This is a genomic window from Adhaeribacter swui (assembly GCF_014217805.1).
GTDB classification, from domain to species: Bacteria; Bacteroidota; Bacteroidia; order Cytophagales; family Hymenobacteraceae; genus Adhaeribacter; species Adhaeribacter swui.
Genome location: NZ_CP055156.1, coordinates 3,446,166 through 3,462,764, shown reverse-complemented (window position 1 = coordinate 3,462,764; position 16,599 = coordinate 3,446,166). Strand labels below are relative to the sequence as shown.

The window sequence follows — 16,599 nt, the reverse complement described above, 5'->3', positions numbered from 1 at the left end:
TTTTATCAGTTTGCCCGATTTAAGATAAATTTTAAATTTCTTTGTTCATGCTGCGCCAAAGCAGTCCGGATTTTAAAAAAACTCTTCACATCCGGACCGCTTTGGCGCTTTATTTTTAACTTCTGCCTAACTTAATTCATTAGTATAGCCAGCTTTTTTTTGCTAAGAATTCCAGAAGTTTGAAACTTGTTTTAGTAAAACTTATATTTGGGCCATTAGTCTAACTTTTAACACGGGTTGGGCCATACTCAGCAACTTACCATATGCCCTATAACATAAATTACAAAAGGTTATACACTTTTGCCGCAACGGTAAGCTGGATTTTGTTAGTTGGTAATTCTTTGCTTGTTAATCAAGAATCTTACCCCGGTACTTTTCAAGAAAATTCCGATTTTTTAGGCCGCCTGTTTAAAGTAAGTTTTATTGCCTTGGTATTTCTTACCCAAAGAGCCTCCGTAGAAGCTTACAAAGGCACCGACTTTATTGGCTATCTGTGGAAATTGTTTATCAGAGCGGGCAGTACCGCCTATATCTGCGGGCTTTTTTTTCTGGGAATCACAAACTTTGATTTCTTCACCAACCCTAAATTCCGCCTGCTCGAAATCCTTTATTTTATCAGTTTCGCCTTTATTACTTATTTCCTGGGTAAAGCTTTTTACATCTGGCGCAATATGATTTTGTTTCAGAAAACCCGGGCCCTGCAATACGAATGGGATTGGTTTGAGCTGCTGATTTACTCTTCTTTATTGGGGAGTTTGCTGCCGTTGGAGTTACTCAAGCATGTGCCATTAATTAGCTTAATGGTTTTGTACATGCTTTTTTTAAGTATTCATTTACGTTGGGTTGCTTATTTAACGGCCACCAAAAAATGGCGGTCTATTTTTCTGCTCATCGGTATTTTAGTTAGTTTATTTATTTTTTACGAGTATTTCGACTACATGCTGGAAAAGCACCAGCTAATTAGCGACTTTTACTACGATCCTTTTCTGGTGCTAACCTCGCTTTTTGTGGGTATTTACACCTTGGTTTCGTTGTTAGTGGCTATTTTTAACTTGCCCACTTCGTCGGTGTTCGAGCAAAAACGCGAAGACCTGCTCAACTTCCAGCGTCTGAGTCAATCGATTCAGCAAGGCGAAGATGAGCAGCAGGTATATAACCTGATGTTTAACAGCGCCATGAACGCCTCGGGAGCCGTAGCCGGTTGGCTGGAAATTATCGACGACGCGGGGCAAACCGCCATCATCGAGGCAGAAAATGTAGATGAAACCATCGTACAACAAATCCGGCAGGTGCTGGAAAAATACCAGGTTACCACCGTGGAGTACGTAAACAACAACCTGGATCACAACGCCGGTTTTAAAGCCCTCGACTTACCCTTTCGGTCGTTAAACGTAGTACCTTTAAAATCGCAGAAACGTACCTACGGCACCTTGTATTTGCTCAAAGACATTGAGCAAGGTTTCGACCGGGAGAGCATCAATGTTATCCGTACATTTACCAGCCAAACTATTTTAACCATCGAAAACCTGCGGTTAATGGCGGCATCGCTCCAGAACGAGCGGTATAAAGAAGAGCTTAAAATTGCTTCTTCGGTGCAGGAAAGCTTAATTCCTAAAACGTTTCCGAGCGATAGCTGGTTTGAGATTAGCTGCTTTAGCCAGGCCGCTAAAGAAGTAGGCGGCGACTTTTATGATTTCCTGCAACTAAACGAAGACCGCATTGCCATAATTATCGGCGATGTTTCGGGGAAAGGAATTTCGGCCGCTTTTCACATGGCCCAGATGAAAGGCATTTTTCATGGCTTGATGCAAGACGATTTGCAGCCCGTAGAGTTTATGGTAAAAGCCAATAATGCTTTAACCCATTGCCTGGAACGCACCTCGTTTATTACCGCTGCATTATACATTATCGATTATAAGTTAAAAGGCTTTTTCTTTGCACGCGCCGGTCATTGCCATACCCTGTACTATAACTCCATGACCGAGGAAACATTCTACTTTAATACCGAAGGTTTGGGCTTAGGCATTATCCGCGATAAGTCGTATGGCAAGCGCATTCATAACATGCACTATGATTATAATCCGGGCGATGTAATGATTATTTATACTGATGGCATTGTAGAAGCGCGTAGTGCCAACCAAGACGAATACGGCGAAGAACGCTTGCGGGACATGCTTAGCCGGCACTACCATCTGGAAGCAGATGACATTAAAGCGGCCATTATAAACGATTTAAACCAATTTAGCGGCGAACTGATCCACGACGACCAAACGCTAATCGTGATAAAATTCAGAAATGATCAACCAATTTTAGCCTTGTGACGTAATAAATGGCAATGAAAATAACACACGAAATCAAAGACCAAGCTATCACCATCCGCCTGAATGGTGAACTGGATGCCAGCTCCTCTGTCCTGCTGGATGAAGAATTGTCTAAACCAGAAATTATGTTATTTAAAAAAATTCTGGTTGATTGCGATCGGCTTAACTATATCTCATCCGCAGGTTTAGGTGTATTTATTTCACACCTTCAACGTTTTGAAGACGCCCAGATCAAATTAATCTTTTTTAACATGCAGGATAAAGTTAAAAACGTTTTTGAAATTTTAGGTCTGGACTTGCTCATGACGATAGTCTCTTCCTACGACGAAGCTATGACGATTGCTAATGAATAACTCCATTCGGATTAGCTGCGACTTAACTAATTTAGCCGAAGTAAGAGATTTCGTCCGGGAATTTCTAAAACCTTATGCCCTTACCGAAAGTGAGGTTAACCTGATTGTGTTAGCGGTGGATGAATTAAGTGCCAACTTAATTATTCACGCTAACCAGAAGGATAACAGCAAGTACGTAAAACTAACCACTAGCAAAAAGAAAGATAGTTTTATATTTGAGCTCTCCGATCAGGGCGCTTTTTTTGACGGCAATAAATTAGGGGACCCCGATATTGATGAAATTATCCGGCGTCGGGGAAAAGGGGGAATTGGGTTAGCCATGGTAAAACGCATTGTGGATAAACTGGAATATACCACCAAGGGTAACGGCACCAATGTTTGCCGGATTCAAATTACAGTTTAAGCCACAGCTCTACCCTCCTGCCGTATTTTATTGTACTGGTTTTGGTACCACCACGCCAACAGGCAGTAATTTGCTATTGTTTTTAGGGCAATTAAAAAATCAGCTACCCTATAAAGTAGCAGCAATTTGGCTACCCATTGTAGTTCGTTTACCTTATCTGGAGACGATTCTTAATTAATGTATTTGTTCTTGGCTAACGTAGCTGGAAATCTAAATTTTAAAAAATTTTATTTTTGAATTTACGCTTCTGGTAATAACCAATCCGGTTAATACTAATTTTCTGTATTCTTTATACCAAAATTTAATGCGGCCTCGTTTTTGCTAAAAAACCAGGAAATTAGAAAAATGCATTTAAATCTGGATGCAAAATTTTGTAAATTGCCTGACGAAAACGCTACTATTTTAGCATCGTTGCCCTAGCCGTTTGTTTAAAACTTTATGCACAAAAGCCATTTTCTTATTGGTAGTACTATTTTATTACTTACCGGATGCAACGCTTCCAAAACCCCGGAAAAAAAAGAACCCGTACTTTTTACCGTAGCCGGTAAGCCCGTTACTACTTCTGAATTTAACTACGTTTACAATAAAAACAACAGCCAGCAAGATAACGCCGCAAAAGGCAGTGTACAAGAATACCTGGAATTGTATACTAATTTTAAACTTAAAGTTACCGAGGCAGAAAAACGCGGTTTAGATACCACTACCGCTTTCCGGAAAGAACTGGAAGGCTATAAAGAACAGCTTGCCCAGCCTTATCTTACCGAAAAGAATGTAACAGACCAATTGGTAAAAGAAGCTTACGAGCGCCTGAAACAAGAGGTAAATGCCTCTCATATTCTGGTAAACGTAGAGCCTGATGCGGAACCCAAAGATACTCTGGCCGCTTACAACAAAATAATGGATTTACGGCGCCGGGTACAAGCCGGCGAAGATTTTAATGCCTTGGCCCGGGCCGAGTCAGATGATCCATCGGCAAAAGAAAACAGCGGTAATTTAGGATATTTCACGGCGCTTCAGATGCTTTATCCTTTTGAAAAAGCCGCCTACAGTACTCCTGTCGGTCAGCTTTCGAATCCGGTCCGGACCCGTTTTGGTTTCCATCTCATTCGCGTTAATAATGTGCGGCCAGCGCAAGGCGAAATTAAAGTGGCTCATATCATGGTACGCGCCACACCCGGCATTCCAAAAGCAGATTCGGTGGTAGCCAAGAAAAAGATTGATGCCATCTACAGCCGGCTTACCCGTAAAGAAAACTGGGATAAACTTACAGCGCAATTCTCAGAAGATGCCAGTTCGTCTACCAAAGGCGGGGAGTTACCTTGGTTTGGTACCGGGCGTATGCTACCTTCTTTTGAAGAAGCAGCCTTTAAATTAACTACCATAGGAGAAATTTCGCAACCGGTACAAACGCCCTATGGCTGGCACATTATTAAATTAATTGAACGTCGCGGCCTACCGGCCTACGAAGAAATGGAGCCTTATTTACGGAGTAAAGTAGCCAAAGACTCTCGCTCTGAATTAAATAAATCAGCTTTTCTTAAAAGAATTAAACAGGAAAATAACTTTCAGGAGACAAAAACAGCCAAAGATTTTGCTTTAAGCAAAGCAAACGATGCCCTAAAAGAAGGAAACTGGCAATACACCGGCACCGAAAAAGAAGTAAACCAAACGTTATTTACCCTGCAGGGCCGGGCATTTACCGTGAAAGACTTTTTTAATTACGTGCAAACCAACCAGAAAGGCACTACCAATGCTACCTCGCCGGCTCATATTATGAACGTGTTGTATGATAATTTTGTGAGCAACAGCCTTTTGAGCTTTGAGCGGGAGCACTTGGAATCAAAGTATGTGGATTATCGCATGCTAGTGAACGAATACCGCGATGGCATTTTACTTTTTCAATTAATGGACGAAAAAGTATGGTCGAAAGCCATTCAAGATACGGTTGGTCTGCAAGCATTTTTTGAAAAGAACAAGGAAAATTACAAATGGGATACCCGCGCCGACGCTATTATTATTAGTGCGGCTAATAAAGAAATTTTAGCCCAGGCGCAGCAAATGCTTACAGCCGGCAAGTTCGAGTTAAAGAAAATGCGTCCGGAACCTATTTTGTTTCCAGCGGGTAAAGATGCCATTACGCCGGCTATTGCCAATCAGTTAAACGAAATTTTTGACCGTTTATCCAACGATCCGGCCCTTACGCTGCAGCTAACCGGTAATGCCGATGTTAAAGAAAGCACCGGTAAAATTCCCGGACTGGCTAACAAAAGGGCCGAAAATGTGGCCGCCTTTCTTACCAACAAAGGAATTGCAGCTAATCGCCTGACACTAACCGCCAACAAACCAAAACCCGCCACGGCCGCGAACCGGAATGTTACGTTCGCCTTATTTACCAGCGACCTGAAAGGAATTGAAGAAGCCCTTAATACAACTAACCCGCTGGCAGTACAAGTGCACAGCAAACGTTTTCAAAAAGGCGAGAACAAATTACTCGATGAAGTTACCTGGCATGAAGGTACTTATAACTTAGAGAAAGACGGCCGGGCTGTTTTTATAAAAATAAATCAGGTTTTGCCTCCTGGTTATAAAACCTTAAACGAAGTACGCGGCCTGGCCACCTCCGATTACCAAACCTACCTGGAGAAAGAATGGCTGAAAGAGTTGCGACAAAAGTATCCGGTGCAGGTAAATGAAGCTGAAGTACAGAAACTTACTCAGAAATAAATTTAACTTTATCTATAGCAGTTAAGAGCACGCCGGGTTGGTCGTGCTTTTATTTTGTGCAATTAAACTGTACCTTTGTAGTAAGCAATTTACAAGATAAAATTTATTTATAACTTGTACGTTAGCGTTTTGCAGGCAACCCTTGCATAAGATTTAACATCTTTTAATTCATGAAATATTTTTTAAAAAATTGCTTTTTAGCTAAACTGTTACCGGTTTTAAGTTTATGTCTGGTTTTAGCTATTACCACGCAGGCCCAGCAACGTACCTTTAAACCCGTTGATGGAATAATTATAAAAGTAGATAATCAAATTATTTTACGCTCTGAACTGGAAACCACCCTGGCCCAGGTAGCCAGCGAAGGGCAACCTGTAACTCCCGAGTTGCGTTGTAACGTATTACGTTCGTTGTTGATGAACAGCTTAATGCTGGCCCGCGCCGAAATAGACTCGGTAGTAGTAGAAGACGCCCAGGTTAACAGCGAACTCGACCGGCGTATGGCTTATTTTGTGCAACAAATCGGCAGCGAAGAAAAGCTGGAAGAATATTATAATAAAAGCCTGCGCCAACTAAAAGACGACTTGCGCAGCCAGGTTAAAAATCAATTGGTTTTACAAAAGATGCAGGCTGAGCTAACCGAAAAAGTTACTATTACACCCAACGAGGTTAAAAAATATTTTAATCAAATTCCGAAAGACAGCTTACCTTATTTTTCTACGGAAGTAGAAATTGGGCAAATTGTAAAACTGGCGCAAATAGATAAAAAAGAAAAGGACAAAGCACGGGCCAGATTGGAAGAAATAAAAAAACGGATTCAAAACGGCGAAGACTTTGCTGCCTTAGCGCGGGAATTTTCCGAAGATCCTGTTTCGGCTAAAGATGGCGGAAACTTAGGATTTTTTAAGAAAAAAGAATTAGTACCGGAATACGAAGCAGCAGCCCTTAAGTTAGAGCCCGGTCAATTATCAGAAGTTATAGAATCGCAGTTTGGTTTTCACTTAATTCAATTGATTGAACGCCGGGGCGAGCAATATAACACGCGTCATATTCTTTTAAAGCCAGCATCTACCGATCTGGATATGGAACAAACCGCACAGGAACTCGATAAAATCCGGAACCGTATAGTAGCTGATAGTATTACTTTTGCTAAAGCGGCCAAAGATTTATCTGATGATGCGGCTACCAAAGATAATGGCGGTTTATTAGCTAACCCGCAGGATGGCAGCACCTATATTCCGTTAGATAAAGTAGATCCGGGAATTTTCTTTACTATTGATACCATGAAGGTAGGCAGCATTACCAAACCATTGCCTTACCGGACCGAAGATGGAAAACAAGCCATGCGGATTTTATACCTGAAGTCAAACATGCCGCCGCACCAGGCCAACTTAAAAGACGATTATCAGAAAATATCAGCCGCTGCTTTAAACGAAAAACGCCAAAAAGCAATGAATACTTGGTTTAACAAAAACAAAAGTACCGTATTTATCGATATAGATCCGGAGTTTGATGCCTGTAATATTCTGCAATCGATAAACAACTGACGTTCTTCATGAAGCAATTCTCTTCCGATAAAGAAGCCGCCGACGCGTTGGCCCAAGCTTACAAGAATTTAACCAGCGAAATTTCAAAAGTAATTATTGGTCAGGATGAGGTAGTCCGTTTGGTATTAACCGCGGTATTTAGCCAAGGGCATTGTTTGCTCGTTGGGGTACCGGGTTTAGCCAAAACCCTGCTGATTCAAACGATTGCTTCATCCCTGGATTTATCGTTTAACCGCATCCAGTTTACCCCCGACTTAATGCCGTCGGATATTGTGGGTTCCGAAACCATGGACCAGAGCCGGAACTTTCAGTTTGTAAAAGGCCCTATTTTCGCCAACATTATTCTGGCCGACGAGATTAACCGGACACCACCCAAAACCCAGGCGGCCTTACTGGAGTCGATGCAAGAATATTCGGTAACTGTAGCGGGGCAAAAGTATGAGCTTAACCGGCCGTTTTTCGTATTAGCCACCCAAAACCCCATTGAGCAAGAAGGTACTTATCCTTTACCGGAAGCGCAGCTCGATCGATTTATGTTTAACATTTTGCTGGACTATCCGAGTTTTGCTTCGGAGCTGCAGATCGTAAAAAATACCACTTCCGATGCGAGTTACCGTTTACCTACGGTTTTGCACGCCGACGAAATTACCGCCTTTCAGCACCTGGTGCGCCGGGTACCGGTAGTAGATAATGTAATAGAATACGCGGTAAAACTGGTGCACAAAACCCGGCCTAATACGGCCATGGGCGCTGCGCAGGCTTCGCAGTATTTAGAATGGGGCGCTGGGCCGCGGGCTTCGCAGCATTTAATTGTGGGAGCCAAATGCAATGCCTTGCTTAATGGCAAATATTCGCCGGATATTGAAGATGTACAAGCCGTAGCTTTACCGATTTTGCGTCACCGCATTGTTCGAAACTTTAAAGCCGAAGCCGAAGGAATAACTGTAGAAAAAATAATTCAGGATTTGTTATAACCTGAACAAAAATTTTAAATTTTTAAAAAGCCTGGTCTGTAGCCGGGCTTTTTAGTTTACTTGATACGTGGTTAAGCATCTTAAAATTCAAACTATTATTTCGGTTAACACAAATAACCCGATTAACGCTTTACTGGCTTGTTTGCAACTCTACAGGAACTAAATCCTGCCCTAACTACTACTTTCCTTATTTTTCATCGTTTAGAAAGAATAAAGAAATAACACAATCAGAATTGGTGATTAAGAAATTGGCAATCTTGCTTTTTACACTAAAAAAGATAGAAATAAAAAAAGATTACTTCGGCCTTAATTCTTAATTTTACTTTCCTGATTATAAATTAGTCAAGAACTCAGCAATAACATTATGGAAGCTCCTGCTCTTTTTGCCCGTTTTGAAGAAAATTTAAATTCAATTATTTCCATACTGGAATCTAACCAGGTAGATATCAGCCGTACGCCTTTCGAGACGGTTATTCCCTTAGAAGTAACTCGCCTCTGCGAAATACTAAATACGGCCGGCGAATATTTTTCCGTAAACGGCGACGGGGTACAAACCTTATTTAACTTTCGGCAGCAATACATGCAACATAACCAAAGTGCCGCCGAGGCGATGGCTAAAATTTTAAATGATAAACGCTCGTACATGAAAACTCCCGAAGGCACCATTTTAACAAAAGAACTTTTGATTCGCCGGTTGGAGTATTTTAACGAAATGGCCCGAACCCTTACTATCATGATTACGCAGCAGCAATTGGGAAGTCCTTTGCAGTACAATTATCCGCTGCTTCAGAAATAAAATTATTTTTTAAAATTTTACCAGCCTGGCTTTTCTAGAGCAAGGCTTTTTTATTACTAGCTACGGCTATCAGGATCGGCTTTGTATCGTAAGTAAAACGGAGAACCCACCTGCAAAACTTACGTGAAGTATAAGTAATAATGAATGCTAACATTCCAACCAAATTACAAACGGCAAGGCTGCTTCTGCGCCAGTATCAGGTAACCGATGCGCCAGACTTTTTACAACTTATTCAAAAAAATCAATTGCGTTTATCCCCTGCTTTTCCCGGTAGAGTAGCCATGACGCAAAATTTAGCAACCGCGAAACACTTTATCCGACAAATGCGCACCGACTGGCAACTAAAAAGAGTGTATGAACTAGGTATTTGGCTTTCGGAAGCAAAAAAATACATTGGCGATATTACCTTAAAAAACATTGAAAAACGAGTACCCAAAGGTGAAATCGGGTATTATCTGGATGCCGCTGCCGAAGGACAAGGCTTAGCTTATGAAGCGTTAAGTGCCGTAGTCAGGTTTGGCTTCGATCAGCTCGGATTAAATAAACTGTTTATAAAAATGCCCGTTCAAAATCAGCGAAGTTATCGTTTAGCGGAGCGGTGCGGTTTTACCCGCGAAGGGTTACTGCGCCAAGATTTTCGTTCGGATGATAAAACCGGTTTGGTAGATGTATTCTACTATGGCCTGACGCGGGTAGATTATCAAAAACTATGTGGTCCCATTCATGTACCAGAACAATAACCGTAAACAAGCTTTAAAATTATTGTTACGGATTGCGTAAAAAACAAAAAGCCTGCAGTAAATACCGCAGGCTTTTTGTTTTTTTAAATTTTTAAAATTTAAGCGCCAATAGCTACCCGCTTAAATTCACTTACGATTAAACCTTTGCTGGTTTTATCTAAAAGTTGCGCAATTGTTAAAGAAGCATCTTTTACAAACTCTTGGTTTAACAAAGTGCTGTCTTTGTAGAATTTGTTCAGTTTACCTTGAGCAATTTTTTCCAGCATCGCTTCGGGCTTACCTTCGGCACGGGCTTGTTCTTTACCAATTTCAATTTCGCGGGCTACGGTAGCAGCATCAACGCCATCTTTATCTAAAGCAATAGGTTTCATAGCGGCAATTTGCATGGCCACATCTTTACCTACTTCGCTTACATCGGTACCGTTAGTATTTTTTAAGCCAACCAATACGCCCAATTTACCATTAGAGTGATTATAGGCTACTACTTTATCAGCAGTAACGGTTTCGTAAGTAACTACATCTAATTTTTCACCAATTTTACCCATTAAATCGGTAATATGATCTTGTAACGAACGGCCATCAGCTTGTGGAGTAGCTAATAATTCTTCTTTAGAAGCAGCATTGGTAGAAACCGCCGCTTCCAAAATAGATTTAGCTAAGCTCTGGAAATCTGCCACTTTAGATACCGGCTCGGTTTCGCAAGCTAATGCAATTACTTTACCAGTGGTGCCATCGGCACTTACTTGAGTTAAAACAACGCCTTCGGAGGTAACATTGTCGGCACGTTTGCTGGCAATCTTCTGGCCGGCTTTGCGTAGAATATCTTTAGCCGCTTCAAAATCGCCGTTAGCTTCGGTAAGTGCTTTTTTGCAATCCATCATACCGGCGCCGGTTTCCTGGCGAAGTCTGTTAACATCTTGTGCTGTAATAGCCATCTTATTTAGTTATGAGTTAAGAGTTGTAAGTTAAAAGTTAGTTATTGGTGTGCAATAGATATAAAATCTACTGTCCATTATCTAACATCTAAGTAATATTTTAAAAAAAACTGAACATCAGAATTTTAAATCTAATGTTCAGTTATGGTAAGGCATTTTAAAAGCCAGAATTACTCAGCAGCAATTTTTTCAGCTACTCCTTCTTCTTCCGAACGTTTTCTTTCGGTTTCTTCTTTATCTACTTTTCTTTCGGATAAACCTTCTTCAATAGCTTTGCCAATAACGCTAACAATTAAAGAAATAGATTTAGAAGCATCGTCGTTAGCTGGGATTGGGAAATCAACTAATTCCGGGTTGGAGTTGGTATCCACAATAGCAAATACCGGTAAATTTAATTTTTGCGCTTCTTTAATGGCAATATGCTCGCGTTTTACGTCCACTACAAACAAAGCAGCCGGTAAACGAGAAAGGTCAGCAATACCACCTAATACCCGTCCTAATTTTTCGCGCTCGCGCGATACCATTAAACGCTCGCGTTTTGCTAAGTTAGCGTAAGAAACATTGTCTTTAATCATTTTATCAATGGTAGACATTTTCTTTAGCGACTTGCGCACAGTAGCAAAGTTTGTTAACATACCACCTAACCAACGGTCGGTTACGTAAGGCATTTTCAGGCGTTTTGCTTCGTCCGAAACAATATCCTGGGCCTGCTTTTTGGTAGCCACAAACATAATTTTACGGCCAGATTTGGCAATCTGCCGGATTGCAGCCGCAGCTTCGTCAAGCGCCGCTACGGTTTTATTTAAGTCAATAATATGGATGCCGTTCTTTTCCATGAAAATATACGGCGCCATTTTTGGATCCCATTTCCGGGTAAGGTGTCCAAAGTGTACACCAGCATCCAATAAATCTTTATAATTAACACTTGCCATTTTGATACATCTTTAGGATTAACGTTTAGAGAACTGGAACGAACGTCTCGCTTTTCTTTTACCAAATTTCTTGCGTTCCACCATCCGTGGGTCGCGGGTAAGAAAACCTTCTTTCTTCAGCCCTGGACGGTTATCTGCTGTTTCAGCCACTAAAGCTTTAGCAATAGCTAAACGAATTGCTTCGGCCTGGCCACTTACACCACCGCCTTTTACATTAGCTTTGACGTCGTACTTACCAACCTGATTCAAAGTTTGAAAAGGCTGGTTCACAATTGTCTGCAGTACTTCACTTGGAAAGTATGCTTTGATATCTCTATCGTTAATAGTGATATTCCCTTGCCCGGCCGTGATATAAACACGTGCCACCGAGGTTTTTCTTCTACCAGATGTATTGAGAACTTCCATTAATTAGTATATAGTTAAGAAATTTTTACTTGTTTTGGCTGTTGTGCTTCGTGCGGATGCTCCGCTCCGTCGTAAACAAACAGGTTACGGAATTGCTCCCGGCCTAAGCGGGTGCGCGGCAGCATACCACGTACAGCTCTTTCTACTACTTTAGAAGGAGATTTCGCTTTTAACTCACGAACGGTAGTTTGTTTTTGACCACCTGGGTAGCCAGAGTGCGTTACATACACTTTGTTGTTTAACTTTTTACCGGTTACCCGCAGTTTCTCGGCGTTGATAACAATTACGTTATCGCCGCAGTCGGCATTAGGAGTAAACGAAGGCTTATTTTTGCCTCTTAAAATATTAGCAATCTGGCTGCATACGCGGCCCAGGGTGGCGTCTCCGGCGTCTATCACTACCCAACCTTTATTAGCGGTCGCCTTATTAACTGATAGCGTCTTATAACTTAAATGATCCATTTTTGTGCTTTAAAGCGATTAGTTAAATATTTGTTTTTCTTTCTGTTTCCAGAAAATGAGCACAAAGATAGATGCATTAATCGGCAATTGCAAACTAAATTATTAATCTCTGTAAGTAAAACTTCGGGCGCTATAATAATAACGTGTGTAGGTGTAGTACAACGTGTTTTTAAGCAAAATCCTGGCTACTATACAAACCCTAAACTTTACGGCGGTTTTATAAATAAATCAATTTTTAAAAATTATGTTTTTGAGCTGCATAAATAGAGCAATGGGAAGCTCCGGTAACATCTTTATAAGAAGGTCTGCAACAAAGATAAGCTCCCCGGCGAAACAAAGTCAGGATGGGCAATTCTAATTTATACAAAAAGCGAATTCTATTACGATGAAATTTCTTCCAGCAGTTCTTCTATTAACTCCGGATTAATGTAGTTAATGGCGGCATATTTTTCGTAATACATGGCTTGGATGAGCGCAGCCGGATTAGTAGCCTCAAAAGTTACGCCTTCATCGCCGGGCCGGAACATGACCTGCATGGGTACGGCGGTATCGCCATTAATAGGTGGCTGAAAATAACGATAGGGCAAAACGGTTCCGCCGTTTTGCTGAAAGAAGTTTATTTTACGGGAGTATGTTTGATTCTCAGTTAAACTCGCGCTAGGATTTGCGCTTACCTCCCAAACAAAACCTACCGACAGATAACCCCTTTCTTTTAGTTTAGCCGCACCGGTTTGATAGATATAATCAAAAAAAAGTGAACCTATTTGTTTATTGCGCGCGGCCGGTTCTATGGCTAAGTAAACCAGAAAAACGGCAGAGGGGTTAGTAAGCAAATGAACCGTAGCCATCCCGATTGTTTTTTCGCGGGTAGTTACCCGAAATGCCAGACCTACTCCTTGATCCAGGCTATCCAAAATTGCTTGCGGGGGCTCTTGTTCTTCGGTTGCAAAAGTTTTAGAGTAAAGATTCCACCAATCTGTATCTGCAGTAAGTAATTTAGAATCCTGGATACACTCAAAGCAAACGGGGCGCTCCTGCTCCCTATTAAAATTTAACGACATACATTAGTGGTTGGTAAGTAGGCTTAAAACTCGGATCGGGGACTTATATTTATTAAACTTTAAAATGCGTTGTTTCTTGTAACTACCAGCTACTTTTTAATAGACACAAACTGCACCTTAACAGTATTAGCCGATAATAGGCTTAAAAACATACATCACACAACAACCAACAGAACAGAGAAGAGAGTAAAATTTTGGCAGCAAATATAGCCTAGTAACACCAGCAAGTAAATACCTAATTTTAGGTATTTTTATTGATTTTTTAAAAATTAAGCAAAATCAAGTTTTGTACGAATGATAGATTTTTAAGGTTTACTAAAATTAAAATCTGTTTAAAAGTAAAAATTCCAGCGATAATCCTCGTGCTAAAATCTAAAATTTTAAAAAACCGGTCTTTTTTCGGCTAAATACTTCCAGTAACGAGCCGGAATATGCCGCAGGTGCAGCTTCTTATTTTTTCTTTCGGGTATGTTTACGCTATGAAAATACGTCTGCCACAAATCCTGAAAGCTGGTTTCGTACTGGTCTAACAGGTTGGTGGGCAATTGCCCGCTCTTATTGATGGGCACTTGTTCTAATTGCACGTAAACGGCCGTTAATAAGTTATAATAAATGCCGTACCGGCGTTTTATGTCGTAAATAATCCAGCGCTGGTCGGCGTACCTTTGGGTAAAATGTTTAATTATTAAAGGCAGAACGTTATAATCGGGTTCAATGGCCGCGTAAAACAAATCGTCCTGGGTTTTCTGGAACCGCACAAACGCTTCCATCCGGTGCGATTCCCGGAAAACCTGCCGGGTAATCTGGGCAATTTGGCGCACACAATCAGCGGCAAAATTTTCTTCTATATTTATCGGGCTAGCTAAAGCCAGTTTAATATAGTTAAAAATTACCATTTCCACCTCGGGCAATTCCGATAAAAAAGCTTTAAACAATTGCACTCCCGCCGTTGCCGAAACTTTGCGCAAGACGCCTTGCCAGACCCGGTCGGCCTTTTCTGTGTTAGTTACAACAGCAATAGAAGCAGCAAATAAACTGGCTTGCTGCAGGTGTTGTTCTTTTATGATTTTATCGGGCCAGCCTTTACGCTCATAAATTTCAAAAATCACGGTTAATAATCCTTCAAAGGACCCATCGTACGTGTAATGAAACATTCTTTCTATGTTTTAACCGTTGTAAAATTTTATTTTTTAAATTTTACCGATTTAGATATACTGATAAAACAAAGCATTTGCCTCGGTTAGTAGTACCGGATTTAAATTAGCCCGACGCGCATTGCGTTTTTCAGTTAAGTACTGCAGGTGCACTACTAATAAACTAAGTTTGCAATGGCACGATAAAGGAGCAACTTTAGTAGTTGTTTTCTGGCCGGAGTTTTTAGTTACGTTTTGCATAGAAGTATTTTTTTGGCTGATTAAATAGTTAAGTGCTGGAGATAGTAGGTTATGAAAATGCTAGCTGGCCGTTTGAAATAAACTTAGCTGTTGCTTAATTAAGCTATTGCGCACCGAGCCTTCGCCGAGTAAGATGCGCCGCCGTATTACGTCTTCGGTAAAAGTTTTTGCATCAGGGCTCTTACCGTTGCAGGTAATAAAGTACCGGGCCCGCTTTAGTACCACGCCAATTTTAGTTAAATGCTCGGGGGTAAGCGCGGCAAAGCGCCGGGCCATTACAATTTTCTTCGCCGATTTTACCCCAATGCCCGGCACTCGTAAAATCATTTCGTAATCGGCCGTATTTATTTCTACCGGGAAAAAGTGCATATTCCGTAAAGCCCACGATAGCTTGGGATCTATTTCTAAATCCAGGTTAGGGTAAAAATCCGACACAATCTCATTTACCTTAAACCCATAAAAGCGCATCAGCCAATCGGCCTGGTAAATGCGGTTTTCGCGCATTAAAGGTGGCACCTCAATACCGGCTAAGCGGCTATCCTGGCTTACCGGCACGTAACCCGAGTAATACACCCGTTTTAACTGAAACTTACCGTACAACCGATCAGAAAGCTGAAGAATTTGCTTATCGCTTTCGGCCGAAGCACCTACAATTAATTGCGTGCTTTGACCGGCCGGGGCAAAAGCCGGCGCGTTTTTAAAAATTTTAATTTCTTCTTTACTGGCCATTAACTCCTGACTAATAGCCGACATGGGTTTAATAACCTGGGCGTAGTTTTTTTCGGGAGCTAGTTTTTGTAAGCTAAGTTCGGTTGGTAATTCAATGTTCACGCTTAAGCGGTCGGCGTATAAACCCGCCTCCCGGATTAAATCATCGTTAGCCCCCGGAATGGTTTTTAAGTGAATGTAGCCGTTAAACTTATGCTCCTGGCGCAATTTTTTCGCAATCCGGATTAAACGCTCCATGGTATAATCCGAATTTTTAAAAATTCCGGAACTTAAAAACAAACCCTCAATGTAATTGCGCCGGTAAAAATTAATGGTCAGGTTTACAACTTCGTCGATGGTAAAAGCGGCCCGCTGCACATCGTTGCTACGCCGGGTAACGCAATAAGCACAATCGAAAATACAATAGTTGGTAAGCAATATTTTAAGCAAAGAAACGCAACGGCCATCTTCGGTATACGAATGACAAATACCCATCCCCTCGGCGTTTCCCAAACCTTTATTATGGTTTTTGCGCTTTGCACCGCTCGAAGAGCAAGACACATCGTATTTGGCCGCGTCTGCTAATATTTTTAGCTTATCTTTAATTTTATCGTTCATCCCGGTGTTTATAGGGTAGCAAAATAAACTGCTTTTCCGACATAAACTAATATATTTAGTAAAAAGTTTTAATTTTTAGCAAAAACTTTCCGCTAACTATTTTTATAAGCTGCATTTCTGCCCGATGCAATATTTTAAACCTAGATAGGTTTAAATAGTAGATATCAATTATTTTGTAGTAAATTGAAAACGGCCGTATACCTGTAGCAGAGGCCCTATTATTAAGCTGT

Annotated in this window: 16 protein-coding genes; 8 read left to right on the top strand and 8 right to left on the bottom strand. The window is 41.1% G+C overall.

Annotation, left to right across the window (positions count from 1 at the left end; translation table 11 throughout):
* The first annotated feature begins 263 nt into the window (after positions 1-263).
* From HUW51_RS14635 to HUW51_RS14600, 8 genes are all read left to right on the top strand, one after another.
* Positions 264-2,321 carry a SpoIIE family protein phosphatase gene (locus HUW51_RS14635; protein ID WP_185270381.1) on the top strand — a complete coding sequence of 686 codons (2,058 nt, stop codon included), beginning with the start codon at positions 264-266 and terminating at the stop codon, positions 2,319-2,321.
* A gap of 14 nt (positions 2,322-2,335) precedes the next feature.
* Positions 2,336-2,674: an STAS domain-containing protein gene (locus HUW51_RS14630; RefSeq protein WP_185270380.1), complete on the top strand. Its 339-nt coding sequence runs from the start codon at positions 2,336-2,338 to the stop codon at positions 2,672-2,674.
* Positions 2,667-3,077 carry an ATP-binding protein gene (locus tag HUW51_RS14625; protein ID WP_185270379.1) on the top strand — a complete coding sequence of 137 codons (411 nt, stop codon included), beginning with the start codon at positions 2,667-2,669 and terminating at the stop codon, positions 3,075-3,077. The genes HUW51_RS14630 and HUW51_RS14625 overlap by 8 nt, the downstream gene beginning before the upstream one ends.
* 438 nt (positions 3,078-3,515) lie before the next feature.
* Positions 3,516-5,801, top strand: coding sequence for a peptidylprolyl isomerase (locus HUW51_RS14620; RefSeq protein WP_185270378.1), 2,286 nt, complete (start codon positions 3,516-3,518; stop codon positions 5,799-5,801).
* A 170-nt stretch (positions 5,802-5,971) separates the two neighbouring features.
* A complete protein-coding gene (locus HUW51_RS14615) occupies positions 5,972-7,345 on the top strand; it encodes a peptidylprolyl isomerase (protein ID WP_185270377.1) in 1,374 nt (457 codons plus the stop codon).
* A gap of 8 nt (positions 7,346-7,353) precedes the next feature.
* A complete protein-coding gene (locus HUW51_RS14610; RefSeq protein WP_185270376.1) occupies positions 7,354-8,319 on the top strand; it encodes an AAA family ATPase in 966 nt (321 codons plus the stop codon).
* Positions 8,320-8,683: 364 nt separating this feature from the next.
* Positions 8,684-9,115: a hypothetical protein gene (locus HUW51_RS14605; RefSeq protein WP_185270375.1), complete on the top strand. Its 432-nt coding sequence runs from the start codon at positions 8,684-8,686 to the stop codon at positions 9,113-9,115.
* A 140-nt stretch (positions 9,116-9,255) separates the two neighbouring features.
* Complete coding sequence (locus HUW51_RS14600; RefSeq protein WP_185270374.1) at positions 9,256-9,855, top strand: GNAT family N-acetyltransferase; 600 nt, start codon at positions 9,256-9,258, stop codon at positions 9,853-9,855.
* 98 nt (positions 9,856-9,953) lie between these two features.
* Here HUW51_RS14600 and tsf read toward each other — a convergent pair whose 3' ends face one another.
* From tsf to HUW51_RS14560, 8 genes are all read right to left on the bottom strand, one after another.
* Complete coding sequence (tsf, locus tag HUW51_RS14595) at positions 9,954-10,790, bottom strand: translation elongation factor Ts (protein WP_185270373.1); 837 nt, start codon at positions 10,788-10,790, stop codon at positions 9,954-9,956.
* Positions 10,791-10,960: 170 nt separating this feature from the next.
* Positions 10,961-11,722 carry a 30S ribosomal protein S2 gene (gene rpsB / locus HUW51_RS14590; RefSeq protein ID WP_185270372.1) on the bottom strand — a complete coding sequence of 254 codons (762 nt, stop codon included), beginning with the start codon at positions 11,720-11,722 and terminating at the stop codon, positions 10,961-10,963.
* Between the two features lie 18 nt (positions 11,723-11,740).
* Positions 11,741-12,127 carry a 30S ribosomal protein S9 gene (rpsI, locus tag HUW51_RS14585; protein WP_185270371.1) on the bottom strand — a complete coding sequence of 129 codons (387 nt, stop codon included), beginning with the start codon at positions 12,125-12,127 and terminating at the stop codon, positions 11,741-11,743.
* Between the two features lie 14 nt (positions 12,128-12,141).
* A complete protein-coding gene (gene rplM / locus HUW51_RS14580; RefSeq protein WP_185270370.1) occupies positions 12,142-12,588 on the bottom strand; it encodes a 50S ribosomal protein L13 in 447 nt (148 codons plus the stop codon).
* Between the two features lie 380 nt (positions 12,589-12,968).
* Entirely contained in the window at positions 12,969-13,649 is a 681-nt protein-coding gene (locus tag HUW51_RS14575) for an N-acetyltransferase (protein ID WP_185270369.1), read from the bottom strand.
* 380 nt (positions 13,650-14,029) lie between these two features.
* Entirely contained in the window at positions 14,030-14,803 is a 774-nt protein-coding gene (locus tag HUW51_RS14570; protein ID WP_185270368.1) for a TIGR03915 family putative DNA repair protein, read from the bottom strand.
* Between the two features lie 51 nt (positions 14,804-14,854).
* Positions 14,855-15,043 (bottom strand): hypothetical protein, encoded by a 189-nt coding sequence (locus HUW51_RS14565; RefSeq protein WP_185270367.1) that lies wholly within the window; start codon positions 15,041-15,043, stop codon positions 14,855-14,857.
* A 60-nt stretch (positions 15,044-15,103) separates the two neighbouring features.
* Positions 15,104-16,369, bottom strand: coding sequence for a putative DNA modification/repair radical SAM protein (locus HUW51_RS14560; RefSeq protein WP_185270366.1), 1,266 nt, complete (start codon positions 16,367-16,369; stop codon positions 15,104-15,106).
* Between the last annotated feature and the right edge of the window lie 230 nt (positions 16,370-16,599).

Excerpts from the sequence above, each read along its gene's own strand:
- HUW51_RS14575 (WP_185270369.1), bottom strand. The coding sequence starts at position 13,649 with ATGTCGTTAAATTTTAATAGGGAGCAGGAGCGCCCCGTTTGCTTTGAG.
- HUW51_RS14610 (WP_185270376.1), top strand. The coding sequence starts at position 7,354 with ATGAAGCAATTCTCTTCCGATAAAGAAGCCGCCGACGCGTTGGCCCAA.
- HUW51_RS14565 (WP_185270367.1), bottom strand. The coding sequence starts at position 15,043 with ATGCAAAACGTAACTAAAAACTCCGGCCAGAAAACAACTACTAAAGTT.
- rpsI (WP_185270371.1), bottom strand. The coding sequence starts at position 12,127 with ATGGAAGTTCTCAATACATCTGGTAGAAGAAAAACCTCGGTGGCACGT.
- HUW51_RS14600 (WP_185270374.1), top strand. The coding sequence starts at position 9,256 with ATGAATGCTAACATTCCAACCAAATTACAAACGGCAAGGCTGCTTCTG.
- HUW51_RS14615 (WP_185270377.1), top strand. The coding sequence starts at position 5,972 with ATGAAATATTTTTTAAAAAATTGCTTTTTAGCTAAACTGTTACCGGTT.
- rplM (WP_185270370.1), bottom strand. The coding sequence starts at position 12,588 with ATGGATCATTTAAGTTATAAGACGCTATCAGTTAATAAGGCGACCGCT.
- rpsB (WP_185270372.1), bottom strand. The coding sequence starts at position 11,722 with ATGGCAAGTGTTAATTATAAAGATTTATTGGATGCTGGTGTACACTTT.
- HUW51_RS14625 (WP_185270379.1), top strand. The coding sequence starts at position 2,667 with ATGAATAACTCCATTCGGATTAGCTGCGACTTAACTAATTTAGCCGAA.
- tsf (WP_185270373.1), bottom strand. The coding sequence starts at position 10,790 with ATGGCTATTACAGCACAAGATGTTAACAGACTTCGCCAGGAAACCGGC.
- HUW51_RS14605 (WP_185270375.1), top strand. The coding sequence starts at position 8,684 with ATGGAAGCTCCTGCTCTTTTTGCCCGTTTTGAAGAAAATTTAAATTCA.
- HUW51_RS14620 (WP_185270378.1), top strand. The coding sequence starts at position 3,516 with ATGCACAAAAGCCATTTTCTTATTGGTAGTACTATTTTATTACTTACC.
- HUW51_RS14570 (WP_185270368.1), bottom strand. The coding sequence starts at position 14,803 with ATGTTTCATTACACGTACGATGGGTCCTTTGAAGGATTATTAACCGTG.
- HUW51_RS14635 (WP_185270381.1), top strand. The coding sequence starts at position 264 with ATGCCCTATAACATAAATTACAAAAGGTTATACACTTTTGCCGCAACG.
- HUW51_RS14560 (WP_185270366.1), bottom strand. The coding sequence starts at position 16,369 with ATGAACGATAAAATTAAAGATAAGCTAAAAATATTAGCAGACGCGGCC.
- HUW51_RS14630 (WP_185270380.1), top strand. The coding sequence starts at position 2,336 with ATGAAAATAACACACGAAATCAAAGACCAAGCTATCACCATCCGCCTG.